18 protein-coding genes and 1 tRNA gene are annotated in these 17,117 nt (G+C 72.3%); 12 read left to right on the forward strand and 7 right to left on the reverse strand.

The features are described from left to right. Window positions 1–8: 8 nt before the first annotated feature. A complete protein-coding gene (locus R2B67_RS30260; protein ID WP_317822450.1) occupies window positions 9–518 on the reverse strand; it encodes a gluconokinase in 510 nt (169 codons plus the stop codon). 139 nt (window positions 519–657) lie between these two features. On the opposite strand from R2B67_RS30260, the gene R2B67_RS30265 reads away from it, so the two are divergent. From R2B67_RS30265 to R2B67_RS30275, 3 genes are all read left to right on the forward strand, one after another. Continuing rightward, complete coding sequence (locus R2B67_RS30265) at window positions 658–1,359, forward strand: FadR/GntR family transcriptional regulator (protein ID WP_026242087.1); 702 nt, start codon at window positions 658–660, stop codon at window positions 1,357–1,359. Between the two features lie 70 nt (window positions 1,360–1,429). Continuing rightward, a complete protein-coding gene (locus R2B67_RS30270; protein ID WP_317822451.1) occupies window positions 1,430–2,515 on the forward strand; it encodes an S-(hydroxymethyl)mycothiol dehydrogenase in 1,086 nt (361 codons plus the stop codon). Next, entirely contained in the window at window positions 2,515–3,144 is a 630-nt protein-coding gene (locus R2B67_RS30275; RefSeq protein ID WP_317822452.1) for an MBL fold metallo-hydrolase, read from the forward strand. The genes R2B67_RS30270 and R2B67_RS30275 overlap by 1 nt, the downstream gene beginning before the upstream one ends. Window positions 3,145–3,156: 12 nt before the next feature. On the opposite strand, the gene R2B67_RS30280 is transcribed toward R2B67_RS30275, so the two are convergent. Beyond that, window positions 3,157–4,101 carry an RluA family pseudouridine synthase gene (locus R2B67_RS30280; RefSeq protein WP_317822453.1) on the reverse strand — a complete coding sequence of 315 codons (945 nt, stop codon included), beginning with the start codon at window positions 4,099–4,101 and terminating at the stop codon, window positions 3,157–3,159. A gap of 62 nt (window positions 4,102–4,163) precedes the next feature. Then, window positions 4,164–4,251 (reverse strand) — tRNA-Leu (locus tag R2B67_RS30285). A gap of 183 nt (window positions 4,252–4,434) precedes the next feature. On the opposite strand from R2B67_RS30285, the gene R2B67_RS30290 reads away from it, so the two are divergent. From R2B67_RS30290 to R2B67_RS30300, 3 genes are all read left to right on the forward strand, one after another. Further along, window positions 4,435–5,769, forward strand: coding sequence for a M20/M25/M40 family metallo-hydrolase (locus tag R2B67_RS30290; protein WP_317822454.1), 1,335 nt, complete (start codon window positions 4,435–4,437; stop codon window positions 5,767–5,769). 165 nt (window positions 5,770–5,934) lie between these two features. Then, window positions 5,935–6,168: a chaplin ChpH gene (chpH, locus tag R2B67_RS30295; protein WP_015607544.1), complete on the forward strand. Its 234-nt coding sequence runs from the start codon at window positions 5,935–5,937 to the stop codon at window positions 6,166–6,168. Between the two features lie 140 nt (window positions 6,169–6,308). Then, a complete protein-coding gene (locus R2B67_RS30300; protein WP_317822457.1) occupies window positions 6,309–7,124 on the forward strand; it encodes a chaplin in 816 nt (271 codons plus the stop codon). Between the two features lie 109 nt (window positions 7,125–7,233). Here R2B67_RS30300 and R2B67_RS30305 read toward each other — a convergent pair whose 3' ends face one another. Continuing rightward, window positions 7,234–7,422, reverse strand: coding sequence for a DUF5703 family protein (locus R2B67_RS30305; protein WP_109977076.1), 189 nt, complete (start codon window positions 7,420–7,422; stop codon window positions 7,234–7,236). Between the two features lie 47 nt (window positions 7,423–7,469). Between R2B67_RS30305 and R2B67_RS30310 the strand changes: the two genes are divergently transcribed. Next, window positions 7,470–8,132, forward strand: coding sequence for a hypothetical protein (locus R2B67_RS30310; protein ID WP_018515381.1), 663 nt, complete (start codon window positions 7,470–7,472; stop codon window positions 8,130–8,132). Between the two features lie 73 nt (window positions 8,133–8,205). On the opposite strand, the gene R2B67_RS30315 is transcribed toward R2B67_RS30310, so the two are convergent. Next, complete coding sequence (locus tag R2B67_RS30315; RefSeq protein WP_317822459.1) at window positions 8,206–10,464, reverse strand: helix-hairpin-helix domain-containing protein; 2,259 nt, start codon at window positions 10,462–10,464, stop codon at window positions 8,206–8,208. Beyond that, a complete protein-coding gene (locus R2B67_RS30320) occupies window positions 10,461–11,444 on the reverse strand; it encodes an aldo/keto reductase (protein WP_237325044.1) in 984 nt (327 codons plus the stop codon). Before R2B67_RS30320 ends, R2B67_RS30315 begins: the two co-directional genes overlap by 4 nt. A 138-nt stretch (window positions 11,445–11,582) precedes the next feature. Here R2B67_RS30320 and R2B67_RS30325 point away from each other — a divergent pair, with 138 nt between their 5' ends. Both R2B67_RS30325 and R2B67_RS30330 read left to right on the forward strand, forming a co-directional pair. After that, the gene (locus R2B67_RS30325) at window positions 11,583–12,632 is read left to right on the forward strand and encodes an LLM class F420-dependent oxidoreductase (RefSeq protein ID WP_317822461.1); all 1,050 of its coding nucleotides are present in this window, start codon (window positions 11,583–11,585) and stop codon (window positions 12,630–12,632) included. A 256-nt stretch (window positions 12,633–12,888) separates the two neighbouring features. Beyond that, a complete protein-coding gene (locus R2B67_RS30330; RefSeq protein WP_317822462.1) occupies window positions 12,889–13,677 on the forward strand; it encodes a ferritin-like domain-containing protein in 789 nt (262 codons plus the stop codon). 42 nt (window positions 13,678–13,719) lie between these two features. On the opposite strand, the gene corA is transcribed toward R2B67_RS30330, so the two are convergent. Beyond that, window positions 13,720–14,706, reverse strand: coding sequence for a magnesium/cobalt transporter CorA (gene corA / locus R2B67_RS30335; RefSeq protein ID WP_317822464.1), 987 nt, complete (start codon window positions 14,704–14,706; stop codon window positions 13,720–13,722). A gap of 150 nt (window positions 14,707–14,856) precedes the next feature. Here corA and R2B67_RS30340 point away from each other — a divergent pair, with 150 nt between their 5' ends. The 3 genes from R2B67_RS30340 (at window position 14,857) to R2B67_RS30350 (ending at window position 17,039) form a co-directional block, all read left to right on the forward strand. Then, complete coding sequence (locus R2B67_RS30340; RefSeq protein WP_018515375.1) at window positions 14,857–15,579, forward strand: histidine phosphatase family protein; 723 nt, start codon at window positions 14,857–14,859, stop codon at window positions 15,577–15,579. A gap of 72 nt (window positions 15,580–15,651) precedes the next feature. Next, entirely contained in the window at window positions 15,652–16,242 is a 591-nt protein-coding gene (locus tag R2B67_RS30345) for an Rv2134c family protein (protein ID WP_018515374.1), read from the forward strand. Further along, a complete protein-coding gene (locus R2B67_RS30350; protein ID WP_317822467.1) occupies window positions 16,206–17,039 on the forward strand; it encodes an Rv2133c family protein in 834 nt (277 codons plus the stop codon). The genes R2B67_RS30345 and R2B67_RS30350 overlap by 37 nt, the downstream gene beginning before the upstream one ends. Window positions 17,040–17,117 lie beyond the last annotated feature (78 nt).

Genomic DNA, 17,117 nt, shown 5'->3' on the forward strand with positions numbered 1-17,117 from the left:
GATGATCCTTAGGTGTCGAGCCGGCGCAGTGCCGCGACGGCTCGCTGGGTGATTTCCGTAGGTGTGCCGGACACGTCGACGTCCACCCCGGCCTCATCGGCCTGGAGCGGCTGCAACGTCGCGAACTGGGAGTCGAGCAGCGCGGTGGGCATGAAGTGGCCCTTGCGGTCCGCCATCCGCTCCTCGATCAGCGCCCGGTCGCCGGTCAGATGCAGAAACAGGGCGTCGGGCGCCCCGGCCCGCAGCCGGTCCCGGTAGGACCGCTTGAGGGCCGAGCTGGAGACGACCCCGCCGAGCCCCGCCCGCCCCTGCGCCCACTCACCGATGGCGTCCAGCCAGGGCCACCGGTCGTCGTCGTCCAGGGGGGTGCCGGCCGACATCTTCTCGATGTTGGCCGGGGGGTGGAAGTCGTCGCCCTCGGCGTACGGAACGCCGAGTTCGGCGGCGAGCAGGGGACCGATCGTGGTCTTGCCGGTTCCTGCTACGCCCATCACCACGACGACGTGGGGGGTGCTCATGGGGTGCCTCGCTGTCTCGCTGTCGTCTTCGACATCGGTCCGTCGCGCTACTGAAACCTATTAGGTACGACTTATTCAAGAGTCTGTGACACATACGTCGTACTTTTTGTTCCCGAGGGCCGCCCCGTAGGCTTGACCCATGACCACACAGAGCCAGGGGCTGCATACACATGTGCTGGACACCCTGGGTCTGGAGATCTCCTCCGGCCAGTGCCCGCCGGGCAGCGTCCTACGCACCGACGAGCTGGCCCAGCGCTTCGACGTCTCCCGTACGGTGATCCGCGAAGTGATCCGGGTCCTGGAATCGATGCACCTGGTCGAGTCCCGCCGCCGCGTCGGTGTGACGGTCCGCCCCACCGAGACCTGGAACGTCTACGACCCGCAGGTCATCCGCTGGCGCCTGGCCGGCTCCGACCGCCCCCGCCAGCTGCGCTCCCTCACGGTCCTGCGCTCCGCGATCGAACCGGTGGCCGCCTCCCTCGCCGCCCGCCACGCCACCGCCGAGCAGTGCGCCGAGCTGACCGAACGCGCCCTCGGCATGGTCGCCACCTCCCGCGGCCAGCAGCTGGAGGGCTATCTCGAACACGACATCGCCTTCCACCGGATCGTCCTCAACGCCTCCGGCAACGAGATGTTCGCCCGGCTCGGGGACGTCGTCGCCGAGGTCCTGGCGGGCCGCACCCACCACCAGGTGATGTTCGAGGACCCCGACCCGGCCGCCGTCACCCTCCACGTACGCCTCGCCGAAGCGGTCCGCGAGGGCGACCCGGAGGCGGCCGAGCGAATCACCAAGGAGATCGCGGTGGGCGCCCTGCACGAACTGGACGTGCTCGCACCGTAGAGGGTGCTCCGAGGCGTACGGTGGTCGGCGTTCGATCTTCGCGAAGCGCGGGAGCAGGGAGACCAGGGTTATGCCACAGCAGGTGCAAGGGGTCATCGCACCAGGGAAGAACGAGCCGGTGCGGGTCGAGACGATCGTCATCCCCGACCCCGGCCCCGGAGAGGCCGTCGTCAAGATTCATGCGTGCGGCGTCTGCCACACCGACCTGCACTACAAGCAGGGCGGCATCAACGACGAGTTCCCCTTCCTCCTCGGCCATGAGGCGGCGGGCGTCGTGGAGTCGGTCGGCGAGGGCGTCACGGACGTCGCCCCCGGCGACTTCGTCATCCTCAACTGGCGTGCGGTGTGCGGCCAGTGCCGCGCCTGTCTGCGCGGCCGCCCCTGGTACTGCTTCGACACCCACAACGCCAAGCAGAAGATGACCCTGCTCGACGGCACGGAGCTGTCGCCCGCCCTCGGCATCGGCGCCTTCGCCGAGAAGACCCTGGTCGCCTCCGGCCAGTGCACCAAGGTCGACCCCGAAGTGGCCCCCGAGGTCGCCGGACTGCTCGGCTGCGGCGTCATGGCGGGCATCGGCGCCGCCATCAACACCGGCCAGGTCGGCCGCGGCGACTCGGTCGCCGTCATCGGCTGCGGCGGCGTCGGCGACGCGGCCATCGCAGGGTCCCGGCTGGCCGGAGCGGCGAAGATCATCGCGGTCGACATCGACGACCGCAAGCTGGAGACGGCGAAGAAGATGGGCGCCACCCACACCGTCAACTCCCGCTCCGCCGACCCCGTCGAGGCCATCCGCGCCCTCACCGACGGCAACGGCGCCGACGTCGTCATCGAGGCCGTCGGCCGCCCGGAGACCTACGAACAGGCCTTCTACGCCCGCGACCTGGCCGGAACGGTCGTCCTCGTCGGCGTCCCCACCCCGGACATGAAGCTCGAACTGCCGCTCCTGGACGTCTTCGGCCGCGGCGGCTCACTCAAGTCCTCCTGGTACGGAGACTGCCTGCCCTCCCGCGACTTCCCGATGCTCGTCGACCTCCACCAGCAGGGCCGCCTCGACCTCGCCGCCTTCGTCACCGAGACGATCGGCCTGGGCGACATCGAGCAGGCCTTCGCCCGGATGCACGACGGCGACGTCCTCCGCTCGGTGGTGGTCTTCTGATGACCGTCCGCATCGACCACCTGGTCACCTCCGGCACCTTCGCCCTCGACGGCGGCGAATGGGAGGTCGACAACAACGTCTGGATCGTCGGCGACGACACCGAGGCGATCGTCATCGACGCCGCCCACGACGCCGCCGCCATCGAGGCCGCGCTCGGCGGCCGTACGCTGCGCGCCATCGTCTGCACCCACGCCCACAACGACCACATCGACGCTGCCCCGGCCCTCGCCGATGCCACCGGCGCCCCGATCCTGCTCCACCCGGCCGACCTCCCGCTCTGGCTCCAGACCCACCCGGAGCGGACCCCCGACGGCCCCCTCGCCGACGGCCAGGAGATCACCGTCGCCGGCACCACCCTCAAGGTCCTGCACACCCCGGGCCACGCCCCCGGCTGCGTCTGCCTCTACGCCCCCGAGCTGGGGACGGTCTTCACCGGCGACACGCTCTTCCAGGGCGGCCCCGGCGCCACCGGCCGCTCCTTCTCGTCGTTCCCCACGATCATCGACTCGATCCGGGACCGCCTGCTCACCCTCCCGGGCGACACCAAGGTCCGCACGGGCCACGGCGACCCCACCACCATCGGCGCGGAGGCCCCGCAGCTCGACGACTGGATCAAGCGCGGCCACTGACGACCGCGTGACTCACCCCTCAGGCCAGGCGGAGAGCCGCAGCGCGCTCACGAAGCGGCGCGGCTCCCCGCTGACCGGATCGGTGAACTCCAGCCGCCGCGCCAGCAGCTGCAAGGGCCGGGAGAAGTCCTCCACCGCCCCCTCCGCCTCCGGCTCCACCACCGGATACAGCGGATCGTGGAGGATCGGCACCCCCAGCGCGTTCATATGCACCCGCAGCTGATGCGTACGCCCGGTGGCGGGCACCAGCCGGTACCGCCCCAGCCCGCCGCGCCGCTCCAGCAGCTCCACGTAACTCTCACTGTTCGCCTCACCCGGCTCCTCCCGGGCGGCGAGCACCCCACGCTCCTTCACGATCCGACTGCGTACGATCCGGGGAAGGGCCACCGACGGGTCGTACGCAGCCACCGCCTCGTACTCCTTGCTCACCAGCCGGTCCCGGAACAGCGTCTGGTACGCGCCCCGCTCCTCCGGCCGCACCACGAAGAGCACGAGCCCTGCCGTCAGCCGGTCCAGCCGGTGCGCGGGCTGGAGCGCGGGCGCCCCCAGCTCCCGCCGCAGCCGGGCCACCGCGGTCTCGGTGATGTGCCGCCCCCGGGGCGTGGTGGCGAGGAAGTGCGGCTTGTCGGCGACCACGAGATGCGCGTCCCGGTACACGATCCCGATGGGGAAGGGCACCGGCTCCTCGGCCGCGAAGTCCCGGTGGAACCAGAGCGACAGCCCGGCGGCGTACGGCTCACCGCCCCGCACAGCGCCCCCGTCGGCCCCCGCGAACCGCCCCGCGCCGAGCATCGCCGCGACCCGCTCGGCCCCGATCGCCCCACCGAACCGCGCGACGAGATACTCCCCGACGCATCCCCAGCGCCCCTCCGGATCCTCCGGCAGCCGCACCCGCACGGCATCGATCCCGTCCCGCTGGGGCAGCGGCCCGGCGGACGCCTTCCTGCGGCCCCTCATCCCCGTCCCTTTCCCGCCGAACCCGGTGACGCAAAAGAGCCCCACCGAAGTGGGGCTCCTGCTGGTGTCCGAGGGGGGACTTGAACCCCCACGCCCGATAAAGGGCACTAGCACCTCAAGCTAGCGCGTCTGCCATTCCGCCACCCGGACAAGGTGTCTGTCTCGCGGGCCGTGCCCGTTCCGACGTGGAAAACCATAGCAAACATTCGGGGGTGCTCGATCACGCCCCGATGGCTGTGAACGGTGCGTGACGGGGGGTGCACGGTCTTGGGTGTGGGCGGTGGGCGCGGGAGGATGGGGAGGAGCACCACAGCGACAGCGGAAGGAAGCAGCGTGAGCGAGAGCAGCACGGGCAGGGCCGTCGGCGGCGGCAACGCCGAGAAGGAGGTCGTGGACCTCTGTCGTGACCTCATCCGGATCGACACCAGCAACTACGGCGACCACTCCGGCCCCGGTGAGCGGCTCGCCGCCGAGTACGTGGCGGAGAAGCTCGCCGAGGTGGGTCTGGAGCCGCAGATCTTCGAGTCGCACAAGGGCCGTGCCTCCACCGTCGCCCGGATCGAGGGCGAGGACCCCTCCCGGCCCGCCCTGCTCATCCACGGGCACACCGACGTCGTCCCGGCCAACGCGGCGGACTGGACGCACGACCCGTTCTCCGGCGAGATCGCGGACGGCTGCGTCTGGGGCCGGGGTGCCGTGGACATGAAGGACATGGACGCGATGACCCTCGCGGTCGTACGCGAGCGGATGCGCACCGGCCGCAAGCCCCCGCGCGACATCGTGCTGGCCTTCGTCGCGGACGAGGAGGCGGGCGGTACGTACGGCGCCCGCTACCTGGTCGACAACCACCCGGGGCTCTTCGAGGGCGTCAACGAGGCGATCAGCGAGGTCGGCGGGTTCTCGTTCACCGTCAACGAGAAGCTGCGCCTCTATCTGGTGGAGACGGCCCAGAAGGGCATGCACTGGATGAAGCTCACCGTGGACGGCACCGCCGGGCACGGGTCGATGATCCACAAGGACAACGCCATCACGGAGCTGTCCGAGGCGGTCGGACGGCTGGGGCGGCACAAGTTCCCCGTCCGCGTCACCAAGACGCTGCGGCACTTCCTGGACGAGCTCTCCGACGCGCTGGGCACCGAGCTGGACCCGGAGAACATGGACGAGACGCTCGCCAAGCTGGGCGGCATCTCCAAGCTGATCGGGGCCTCCCTCCAGAACACCGCCAACCCCACCCAGCTCGGCGCCGGCTACAAGGTCAACGTGATCCCGGGCCAGGCCACCGCCCATGTCGACGGCCGTTACCTGCCGGGGTACGAGGAGGAGTTCCTCGCCGACCTGGACCGGATTCTCGGCCCCAACGTGAAGCGCGAGGACGTGCATGCCGACAAGGCCCTGGAGACCACGTTCGACGGTGCGCTGGTCGACGCCATGCAGACCGCGCTGGTCGCCGAGGACCCGATCGCCCGCGCCGTGCCGTACATGCTCTCGGCCGGCACCGACGCCAAGTCCTTCGACGACCTCGGTATCCGGGGCTTCGGCTTCGCCCCGCTGAAGCTGCCGCCGGAGCTGGACTTCGCCGGGATGTTCCACGGTGTCGACGAGCGGGTCCCGGTGGACGGTCTGCAGTTCGGCGTGCGGGTGCTCGACCGGTTCATCGACAACTGCTGACCGGGCCCGTACGAACCGCCGACCGGACGCGTGCGTAATTCGACTGCCTGTGCGTACGTGACCGAAAGGGTGAAACGCGCCGTTCATGCGTAGCCCCGCTCCACCCTCCTCGTTACAAGGTTTGCGGTCCGCGGCTGGGACCGCACTTTCCAACTAGGAGGAATCATGATCAAGAAGGTCGTCGCAGTTGCGGCTGCCACCGGTGGCCTCGTTCTCGCGGGTGCGGGCATGGCTTCCGCCGACGCGGGCGCCCAGGGTGCGGCCATCGGCAGCCCCGGCGTGCTCTCCGGCAACGTCGTCCAGGTCCCGGTCCACGTGCCGATCAACCTGTGCGGCAACACGGTCTCCGTGATCGGGCTGCTGAACCCCGCCTTCGGCAACACCTGCGTCAACGCCTGACGCTGGTCGTCAACCCGTTAAGGGTTTGAGCTCGGCCGGTCCCGGAGTGCGTGCCATGCACTCCGGGACCGTTCGGCATTCGGCTCCCGCACGGTCATGTCCGGGGGTTTTTCGGAAGGCAGAAGGCAGGAAACGAACCTATGCGACAGGTCACTCGTAAAGGCCTGATCACCATGGCGGCGGCGGGCGGGGTCCTCGCTCTCAGTGGCGGCTACGCCCACGCCGACGCCGGGGCGGCCTCGACGGCCACGGGCTCGCCGGGCGTGCTGTCCGGCAACTCGGTCTCGGTCCCGATCGACATCCCGGTCAACGTCTGCGGCAACTCGGTCACCGTCGGCGGTCTCATCAACCCCACCTTCGGAAACGACTGCGAGAACGGGTCGGCGCAGTCGCGCCAGGACTCCGGACCGCAGAACCGTATCGGCGGCGGCTCCGGCGAAGGCTCCCAGGCCGGCAACGGGGCGCAGGGCGGAAACGCGGCGCAGGCGGGGAACACCACCGCGACCGACCGGCACGGCGAGCCCGGCACGGGCCGCCACCGGGCCGGTGGCGCCGGTGCGGAGGGGGTCGCGCAGGGCTCGCCCGGCATCCTCTCCGGTAACGCGATCCAGGCGCCCATCAGCGTCCCGGTCAACGTCTGCGGCAACAGCGTCTCCGTGATCGGGCTGCTGAACCCGACCTTCGGCAACAGCTGCTCCAACGACGCCGAGCCGCCGCCGCCCCCGCCGCCGCCGGTGAAGCCCCCGGTCACGCCGGAGACGCCGGTGGACCCGCCGGTCGAGCCCCCGGCCAACCAGCCGCCCGAGCCGAATGTCCCCGGGCCCCAGCTCGAGCCGGAGGAGCAGCTCGCGCAGACCGGCGCGGGGGGCATGGAGATGCTCATCCCGGCGAGCGCCGGACTGCTGCTGGCCGGGATGGGATCGGTGCTCTACCGCCGCTCCCGCAGCGCCGCCTGATCCGGGCGCCCCACCGGTCGGCACGGCAGGACGAGAACAGCAGGACGAACACGGACGGGCCCCGCATCGGCGGGGCCCGTTCCGTGCTCTCAGGTGGCGCGTATCCCTGTCACCAGGTGGCTCGAAGCTGACGGATGATCCGTCGGCGCAGCCGCACCCTGCGGCTGCCGTCGCGGCGCAGCGTCAGGCGGTCCAGCTCCCAGTGTCCGTACTCGGCGTGGTCGGTCAGTAGTCGGGCCGCTTCCTTGCGGGAGACCCCGCGCGGCACATACACGTCGGCAAATTCGTATTCCGGCATCGCATCTATTGTGCGGGCAGAGCCCCGGTACGGATAGCGTCTGCACTATGTCTGATGCTGCGCAGCCCACCGCTGCCGAGGTACGTGCCGCCGCCGAGGCGGTCAAAGCCGCGATCGACCGTCACCTCGACGCGGTCGAACGCCGTACCGGGGACGACGACCCCGCCGTCTACGAAGCGTTCAACTCACTGGCCGCTGCGGCCGAGGTCTACGACGAGCTCCTCTACGACCGCTACGACGAGGTCACCCCCTTCGAGATCCCCGGCGCGGACGACTCCCTGCCGCCCTACGCCGGACCCGCCGAGCCCAGCGCGCTGAGCGTGCTGATCCGGCGCGACTACGCGGTCGCGGAGCCCCCGCGGCTGCTCGCCCAGGCCCAGCGCCTCGCCGACATCGACGCCGGACCCGGCGCGGACGGGTCCACGACCCCGGTGGTCGGCACCAGCGTCCACGCCGCGCTCGGCATGCTCTTCGGCGAGTACGAACCGGACGAGATCGCCTCCCGGCACAAGGAGTTCGGCCTGGAGGAGGGGGACTCCACCCTCTGGGTCTCGGCCGCCGACGCGCTGCCCGAGCCGGGGGAGTGGCTCGGCGCCCCGTTCGAGGACGCCGACCCGGAGCTGGTGGTGTGCCGCTTCGACGTCAGCGCCGTCTTCGACGAGGAGGAGCTGGACGAGGAGCTCGACGAGCCTGCGGCGGGCCGCGCGTGACCTGACAGCGGGCCCCGGCGCGGAGTGCGCCGGGGCCCGCTGTCGTACGTGCCTGCCCGCTGTCGTACGTGCCTCAGGAAGCCGCGTCAGGCGTCGGGACGGCTTCGAGCAGTGCCCGGAGCCGGGTCGTCCGCTCCTGGGCCGGGATCTGCGCCACCGCGTGCGGGAGCGCCTGGTCCACCCCGTGCACCACGGACAGATGGCGCTCGCCCCGGCCGAACGCGGTGTAGACCCACGGCCGGCTCAGCCCCGCCGCCGCGTCGCCCGGCAGCACCACCACCGCGGCGGGCCAGCGCATTCCGGCCGCCTGATGGGCACTGAGCGCCCACCCGTGCCGCACCGCCGACTCCACCCGCTCCTGCGGTACGACGACGGGGACGCCGCCGCACTCCAGGTGCAGCCCCTCGGCGTCGGCCGAGCGCACCACCCCGGGCACCGCACGGCCGGGCGCCGGGACATGGATTACGCGGTCGCCCGGGTCGAACCCGCCGAACCGGCCGGGCCCCGGGTTGAGCCGCTGCTTCAGGGCCTCGTTGAGCACCCGGGTCCCGGCCGCCCCGCCATGGCCCACGGTGATGACCTGGGTGTCGCCCGCGGGGATGGAGAAGGCCCGGGGCACCGAGTCCGCGACCAGCTGCACCGCGCGGTGGACGGCCTCGCCCGCGTCGCGGACCGGGACGATCACGACCTCCTTGCCGGGGGCCTCGACCTGGGTCAGCTCACCGATGCCGATACCGGAGACCAGCTCGCCGATCGGCCCGGGGTCCGGCGTACGGGAGACGACCTGCGGGCACGCGCGTGCGGCCAGCACGTCGGCGAAAACCCGCCCCGCGCCCGCCGAGCCCAGCACACCGGGGTCACCGCTCAGCACCAGCCGGACGCCGTCCGCCAGCGCCTCGACCAGGACGGCCGCGCCCTCCACGTCCAGCTGGGGGGCGTCCAGCACCACGAGCAGGTCCAGGGCGAGCGCCCCGTCCTCGTCGCGGCCGGGGCCCTCGGTGGCGGAGAGCAGCCCGGCCAGGGTGACCGCCGCGTCCGGGGCGCCGACCGCGTCCGCCAGTCGGCGGCGGCCGTCCTCGCTGTGGGTCGCGCCCAGGGCCCGCAGCCCCAGGCCCCGCGCCGCCGCGATCAGGGCGGCGGGCTCGGCCCGGGCCGCCTCGCCGCCGCTGTGCGCGACGAGCCCGGCGGTGGCCGCCGTACGGATCAGCTCGGCGGCCGAGGGGGAGGGCGCGGCGGCAGCGGCCTCCGCCCAGTCGGCGCCCTTCTCGCAGGCGTTCATGAGGCGGGCCAGGCCGTCGGCGAGGCTCTCCTCGGCCAGCGCGTACCGGTCCAGGCCCAGCAGCACCTGGACCGGCTCCGGGGTCTCGGTCCCGGTCTCCGCGTCCGCCGGGGCCTCGCCGTCCTCCTCGTCCTCGTACACGGCGTCCGGCTCCGTGGGGTCCGTGCCCTCCTGGAAGACCAGGGCGACACCCTCCTCCACGGCGTTGCGCACGGCCTCCTCCGGGTCGCTCACCGCACGCTCGGCGAGCGCAGCCCGGACCGCCTCGGCGTCCAGTGCCGTGTGGCCCTGGAGGGCGGCGCGCTCCAGCAGCCAGCCGACCAGGGCCGCCGTGCGGCGCCCGTCGTCCGGGCCGCACGCGGCGCCCAGCAGGGCCCGGGCGAAGCCGTCCGCCTGCTCGGGGCGGACGCCCGGGACCGCCAGCAGCTGCCAGGGGTCGGCGCGCAGCAGCTCGGCGGCCTGTTCGCCCAGGGTCCCGGTGGCGGGGCGGGCCAGGGCCTCGGGGGCCCCGCCCTCGGTGAGGACCGCCCGCACCGCCTCCGTCGCCTCGGGCGAGGCGGTCCGGTCGACGGGGTCGACCGGGGTCGGCGCGGGGCGGGGAGGCCGTCCTGCGGGGGCCGGGGCGGCGCGACGGGGCGCGGGTGCGGCGGCGGGGGAGTCGAAGAACTCCGTGCCCGCCTTCTCGCCGCTCTCCACGGCCCGGACGGCCGCCAGCAGATCGGCGGCGGGGCCGCTCAGCTTCGTACCGGCGGCGACGGGGCCTCCCTTCTCGGCCTTGCGCTTCGCGATCTTCTCGCGCAGCTCACGCTGGGCGGCCAGCTCGGCCTGCGCCTCGGAGAGCGCGGCGGCCGCGGGCGCTTCACCCGCAGGCCCGTCATCGGCCGCGTCACCGGTCTCGTCGGCCACTTCAGCCTCAGGCCCGGCCTCGGCCTCGGCAGCGTCGGGCGCTTCGGCGTGCGCGGGGCCTTCGGCGTCGGTGGCCGCCGGGGGCTCGGTGCCCTGCGGTGTGTCCGTGCCGACGGTGCCGGGGGTCTCCCCGGGAAGCGCAGTCACAGCGTGCTCCAGTCCTGGTCGGGATAGCGGTGCACGGGCGCCGACACATCGTCGAGCGCCTGGCAGATCTCGTAGGGAAGACTAAGCGCCTCCACTGACAAAGCCTCCGCGAGCTGCCCGGCGTTGCGCGCACCGACGATCGGGGCGGCCACCCCCGGCCGGTCGCGCACCCAGGCCAGCGCCACATGGAGCGGGCTCGTCGCCAGGCCGTCCGCCGCCGTCGCCACCGCGTCGGTGATCCGGGCCGCCGCGTCGTCCAGATACGGCTCGACGAAGGGGGCGAGCCGTTCGGAGGCGCCCCGGGAGTCGGACGGGGTGCCCTGGCGGTACTTGCCGGTCAGCACGCCACGGCCCAGCGGCGAGGAGGGCAGCAGCCCGATGCCGAGGTCCAGCGCGGCGGGCAGCACCTCCCGCTCGATGCCCCGCTGGAGCAGCGAGTACTCCATCTGCGTACTGGCCAGCCGGGTGCGCACCCCGGGCGCGGCGAGCTGCCAGGTGGCGGCCTTGGCCAGCTGCCAGCCGCAGAAGTTCGACACGCCCGCGTACCGGACCCGGCCGGAGGAGACGGCCAGGTCCACCGCCTGGAGCGTCTCCTCCAGCGGGGTCGCCGGGTCGAAGGCGTGGACCTGCCACAGGTCCACGTAATCCGTGCCGAGCCGCTCCAACGAGGCGTCCAGGGCGGCCAGCAGGTGTCCGCGCGAGCCGTTGACGCGTCGGTAGGGGTCGGGGACGTTTCCGGCCTTCGTGGCGATGACCAGATCCTCGCGTGGCACCAGGCTGCCCACGAGCCGCCCGAGCAGGTATTCGGCCTCCCCGCCCCCGTACACATCGGCGGTGTCCACCAGGGTGCCGCCCGCGTCCCAGAAGGCCTTGAGCTGGTCGGCGGCGTCGTGCTCGTCCGTGTCCCGGCCCCAGGTGAGGGTGCCGAGCCCGATCCGGGACACGCGTAGGCCGGTGCGGCCGAGATGCCTCTGCTCCATGGGCGCTGAGATTACTGGCCATGGCCCCACGGGGTGCAGGCCTGTGGACAACGGGAGGTCGCGCGGGCCTGCCGGATCGCCGCCACCCGCGCTAGAGTCCCCAGGAAGGGACGTTACTGATCAGTAAGGGGAGCGGCTATGCGGCTCGGCATCAATCTCGGTTACTGGGGCGCGGGGATGGACGGCGACAACCTCGCGGTCGCCCAGGAGGCCGATCGCCTCGGCTACGACGTCTGCTGGGCGGCCGAGGCCTACGGCTCGGACGCACCGACCGTGCTGACCTGGGTCGCGGCCCAGACCGAATCCATCGACGTCGGCTCCGCGATCATGCAGATCCCGGCCCGCCAGCCCGCCATGACCGCGATGACCGCCGCCACCCTCGACTCGCTCTCCGGCGGCCGTTTCCGGCTCGGCCTCGGCGTCTCGGGCCCGCAGGTCTCCGAGGGCTGGTACGGCGTCAAGTTCGACAAGCCGCTGGCCCGCACCCGCGAGTACGTCGAGATCGTCCGCAAGGCGATGACCCGCGAGCGGCTCTCCTACGAGGGCCAGCACTGGACGCTGCCGCTGCCCGGCGGCCCCGGCAAGCCGATCAAGCTCACCGTCCACCCGGAGCGCGAGCACATCCCGCTCTACATCGCCGCGATCGGCCCGAAGAACCTGGAGCAGACCGGTGAGATCGCCGACGGCGCCCTGCTGATCTTCCCCTCCGCCGAGCACCTGGAGGAGACCGCGCTCACCTATCTGCGCGCGGGCCGGGAGAAGGCCGGGAAGACCCTGGAGGGCTTCGACGTCTCCCCGACGCTGCCGCTCGCCATCGGCGACGACGTCAGGGGCCTCGCCGACATGTTCCGCCCGTACACCGCCCTGTACGTCGGCGGCATGGGCAGCCGGAAGCAGAACTTCTACAACCAGCTCGCGCAGCGCATGGGGTACGAGAAGGAGGCCGCCGAGATCCAGGACAAGTACCTGGACGGGGACAAGGCCGGGGCCGCCGCCGCCGTACCGCACCAGCTGATCGACCAGACGACGCTGCTCGGGCCCATCGAGCGCATCGCCGACCGGATGCAGGCGTACGCGGCCGCCGGGGTCACCACGCTCAACCTCGCCCCCGCCGGCTTCACCCTGGAGGAGCGGCTCACCGCCCTGCGCGCCGGCACGGACGCCCTGGAGCGCTCCGGGCTCGCGTAACGCCTTCAGAGGCTCTCGCGTAACGCCTTCAGAGGCTTCGGGGCAGCACTACGGCCGTGGTGGGGGCTCGGGGGTCTTCCCCGCCACGGCCGTCACCGGGAACAACGCGCCGCACGCCCCGGGGTTACGCGGGGCGCCTTCGCCGCCGCCTCCGTTGCTCCGGTTGCCGACTCCTCCCGGGCGCATTTGACTGCTGCTCTGCGCACTACTGCCCCGTGGCGTCCGCCTCGCGGGGACCGGTACGGAGGTGGCCGTCATGCTCTCAGCCCACAGCCTGTTCCAGGAGATCCTGGAAGACGACGAGGCCTACCGGCTCTTCTGCTCCATCGCCGCCAGCGGGGAGTCCCAGGGCGGCTGGGAAAACGCGCGGATCGCCGCCCTGGTCCCCGAGAGCCGCCGCGCCCTGGCGCCCAGGATCGTCCGGCACGGCGCCGACGAGGACAAGCACGGCCGGATCTTCAACGCCCTGCTGAAGAAGCGCGGGCTGCGACCGGCCGACGTCCCCCCGGAGACCGACTACACGATGCTCCTGGAGCAGCAGGGCATCGGCCTCGCCCACTCCCGGCTGCGCGGCGAGGAACGCCTCACCGAGCGCGACATCATCACCTATCTGGCCCACAGCCGGATCACCGAGCAGCGCGCCTCCGAGCAGATGCGGCTGCTGCGGCGCTACTTCGCCGACCACCCCGACATCGGCCGCGCGGTGCGGATGATCTCCGACGACGAGGACAACCACCTCGCCTACTGCCACGAGGAGCTGCTGCGGCTCGCCCGGGAGGGCCACGGCCGCACCATCCAGCGCATCATGCGCGAGTGCGCCCTGGCGGAGATCCGCGTCTACCGCGACGTCAGCCTCGCGGTGATGGACCACATGGGCCGGCTGCTGGGCTGGCCGCGCCCCAAGGCTCTGGCCCTGGCGGCCGGAATCCACGCCGTGTACGCGTACGAGCGTCTGATCGGCTGGTGGCGCATGGTCAGCCTGGAGATGCCCGAGCGGCGCGACGCGCTCGGCGGCCGGGCCGTACCGGAACCCGAGTACGCGTGACCCTGTACGGGCACGCGTGAACCTCAGGGCAACATGTGACCCTCACAGCCACCCGCGGCGCTTGAACTGGCGGTGCAGGCCGACCACCGCCAGGGTCATGAACAGGATCACCGCCGGGTACGTCCACCCCCAGTGCAGCTCCGGCATGTGGTCGAAGTTCATGCCGTAGATGCCCGCCACCATCGTCGGGACGGCGGCCATCGCCGCCCACGCCGAGATCTTGCGCATGTCGTCGTTCTGCCGCACCCCCATCTGCGCGAGATGGGCCGAGAGGATGTCCGACAGCAGCCGGTCCAACCCCTCCACCTGCTCGTTGACCCGCGTCAGGTGGTCGGCGACATCACGGAAGAACGGCTGCGCCTCCTGGTGGACGAACGGCACCCCGGCCCCCGCCAGCCGGGTCATCGGCGCAGTCAGCGGACCGGTGGCCCGGCGGAACTCCAGGACCTGCCGCTTGAACGTGTAGATGCTCGCGGCCGTGTTCGAGGAGTCGCCGCTCGCGCTCGGGGCGAAGACCTCGGTCTCCAGCTCCTCCAGGTCCACCTGGAGCTCACCCGCCACGTCGATGTAGTGGTCCACCACCGCGTCGCTGATCGCGTACAGCACCGCGGTCGGCCCGTGCGCCAGTATCTGCGGGTCCGCCTCCAGGCGGCTGCGGACGTCCGCCAGCGGGGCGCTGTCGCCGTGCCGGACCGTCACCACGAACGAGTCCCCGATGAAGATCATCAGCTCATCGGCGCTCACCGTGTCGCTGCTCGACTCGTAGACGACCGGCTTCAGCACCGCGAACAGGGAGTCGTCGTACACCTCCAGCTTGGGGCGCTGGTGCGCGCGCAGCGCGTCCTCGACCGCGAGCGGGTGCAGCCCGAACTCGTGGCGCACCAGGTCGAACTCCCGCTCGCTCGGCTCGTGCAGGCCGATCCAGAGGAAGGCGTCGTCGGACGCCCGCGCCTTGTCGAGCGCATCGGAGAAGTCGTCGGGCCCATCGGTCCGGCGGCCGTCCTGGTAGATGGCACAGTCCACGATCATTTCGGCATCCTCGGGAGGTTAAGGACCACAACGTACAAGGTGGGCGGGGTCAGCTCACCGCCCCCTCCTTCCCCGCGACGGCCGTCCTCGCACCCCCGCCCGTGAGACAAGCCCGGCATGATCCAAACGAGAGGCCCTAGGCTGACGGGTATGCCCACGCTGATCCTCGTACGCCACGGACGCTCCACCGCCAACACGGCCGGAGTGCTCGCGGGCCGCACCCCCGGGGTCCTCCTCGACGAGCGCGGCACCGAACAGGCCGCCGCCCTGCCCGCGCGGCTGTCCGCGCTCGCCCTCGCCGCCGCCGTCACCAGCCCCCTGGAGCGCTGCCGCCAGACGCTCCAGCCGCTCATCGACGCCCGGCCCGGGCTGCCCGTGCACACCGAGGAGCGCATCAGCGAGTGCGACTACGGCGACTGGTCGGGCCGCAAGCTCGCCGAACTCTCCGACGAACCGCTGATGTCCGTCGTCCAGCAGCACCCCTCCGCCGCGGCCTTCCCCGGCGGCGAGTCGATGCGCGCCATGCAGGCCCGCGCCGTCGACGCCGTACGCGACTGGAACGACCGGATCGAGGCGGAGCACGGCGAGGACGCCACGTACGTCATGTGCTCGCACGGCGACATCATCAAGTCCCTCGTCGCCGACGCCCTGGGCATGCACCTGGACCTCTTCCAGCGCATCCACGTGGACCCCTGCTCGGTCACCGCGATCCGCTACACGCGGCTGCGTCCCTTCCTCCTGCGGGTCGGCGACACCGGCGACCTCACCCCGCTGGCACCGCGCGAACAGGCCGTCGGTGCGGACGCCGTGCCCTCCGGCGCGGGTGACGCCACGTCGGACGCGGCGGTCGGGGGCGGCGGGGGCGCGCCGTGATCTCCGTGGGCAGTAGGGTGGACGCGCCGTAGCGCCGCTATCCACCCCATCGATTCTCAAGGGAGACAGGACGTGTCCCGTCAGGTGTTCCTCTACGACCCACCGGACCGATTCGTGGCCGGTACGGTCGGGTTGCCTGGCCGCCGTACGTTTTTCCTGCAGGCCTCCTCCAAGGGCCGGGTCACCAGCGTCGCCCTGGAGAAGACCCAGGTGGCCGCCCTGGCCGAGCGGATCGACGAACTGCTCGACGAGGTGGTCCGGCGTACCGGGGGTAACTCGCCGGTGCCCGCCGTGGCTCCCACCGACGTCACCGACACCGCCCCCCTCGACGTCCCCGTCGAGGAGGAGTTCCGGGTCGGCACCATGGCCCTGGCCTGGGACGGCGACGAACAGCGCATGATCGTCGAGGCGCAGGCCCTCGTCGAGCTCGACGCGGACTCCGAGGACGACCTCGCGGAGGCCGAGGAGAAGCTCCTCCAGGACGAGGAGAACGGCCCGCCGATGCTCCGCGTCCGGCTCAGCGGCGCCCAGGCCCGCGCGTTCGCCAAGCGTGCCCTGGACGTCGTCAACGCCGGCCGTCCGCCGTGCCCGCTGTGCAGCCTGCCGCTCGATCCGGAAGGACACGTATGCCCGCGCCAGAACGGATACCGTCGCGGAGCCTGACGGACACCGAGCTGCTCACCCTGCTCACCGAGGGCACGCTCACCGTGCTCGGGCAGGTCGGCGGGGCGTCCAACGCGGTGCTGCACTGCACCGTCGCGTACGAGGGCGAGGAGCGCACCTGCGCCTACAAGCCGGTCGCGGGCGAGCAGCCGCTGTGGGACTTCCCCGACGGGACGCTCGCGCAGCGGGAGGTGGCCGCGTACGAGATCTCCCGGGCGACCGGGTGGGACCTCGTGCCGCCCACCGTGCTGCGGGACGGGCCGTACGGGCAGGGCATGTGCCAGCTCTGGATCGACGCCCCCGAGGAGGACCCGCCCGAGCTGCTGGCCCTCGTCGAGGGCGACGAGCCGGGCGAGGGCTGGAAGGCGGTGGGCCTCGCCGACGTGGGAGGGGGGAAGACCGCGCTGCTGGTGCACGCGGACGACCCCCGGCTGCGGCGGCTCGCGGTGCTGGACGCGGTGATCAACAACGGTGACCGCAAGGGCGGCCATCTGCTGCCGGCCCCCGGCGGGCTCCTGTACGGCATCGACCACGGGGTCACCTTCAACGCGGACGACAAGCTGCGCACCCTCCTGTGGGGCTGGGCCGGCGAGCCGCTCACCGAGGAGGCGCTGCGGGTGCTCGGGCTGCTCGCCGGAGAGCTGGCGGCGGGGGAGCCCCTGGCCACCCGGATGGCGCAACTCATCACGGCGGCCGAGGTGGAGGCCCTCCGGGGGCGGGTGGCGGGGCTGCTCGGCAGCGGGGTGCACCCGAAGCCGGGCGGGCAGTGGCCGCCGATCCCGTGGCCGCCCGTGTAGCGGGCCTGGCGAGCATCGGCGAACACCCTGGCCGTACAGCCTTTCGAAGGTTTACCGCAAGAGTGCCTCTTCGGACAG

Source organism: Streptomyces cyaneofuscatus (genome assembly GCF_033109485.1).
GTDB classification, from domain to species: domain Bacteria; phylum Actinomycetota; class Actinomycetes; order Streptomycetales; family Streptomycetaceae; genus Streptomyces; species Streptomyces cyaneofuscatus.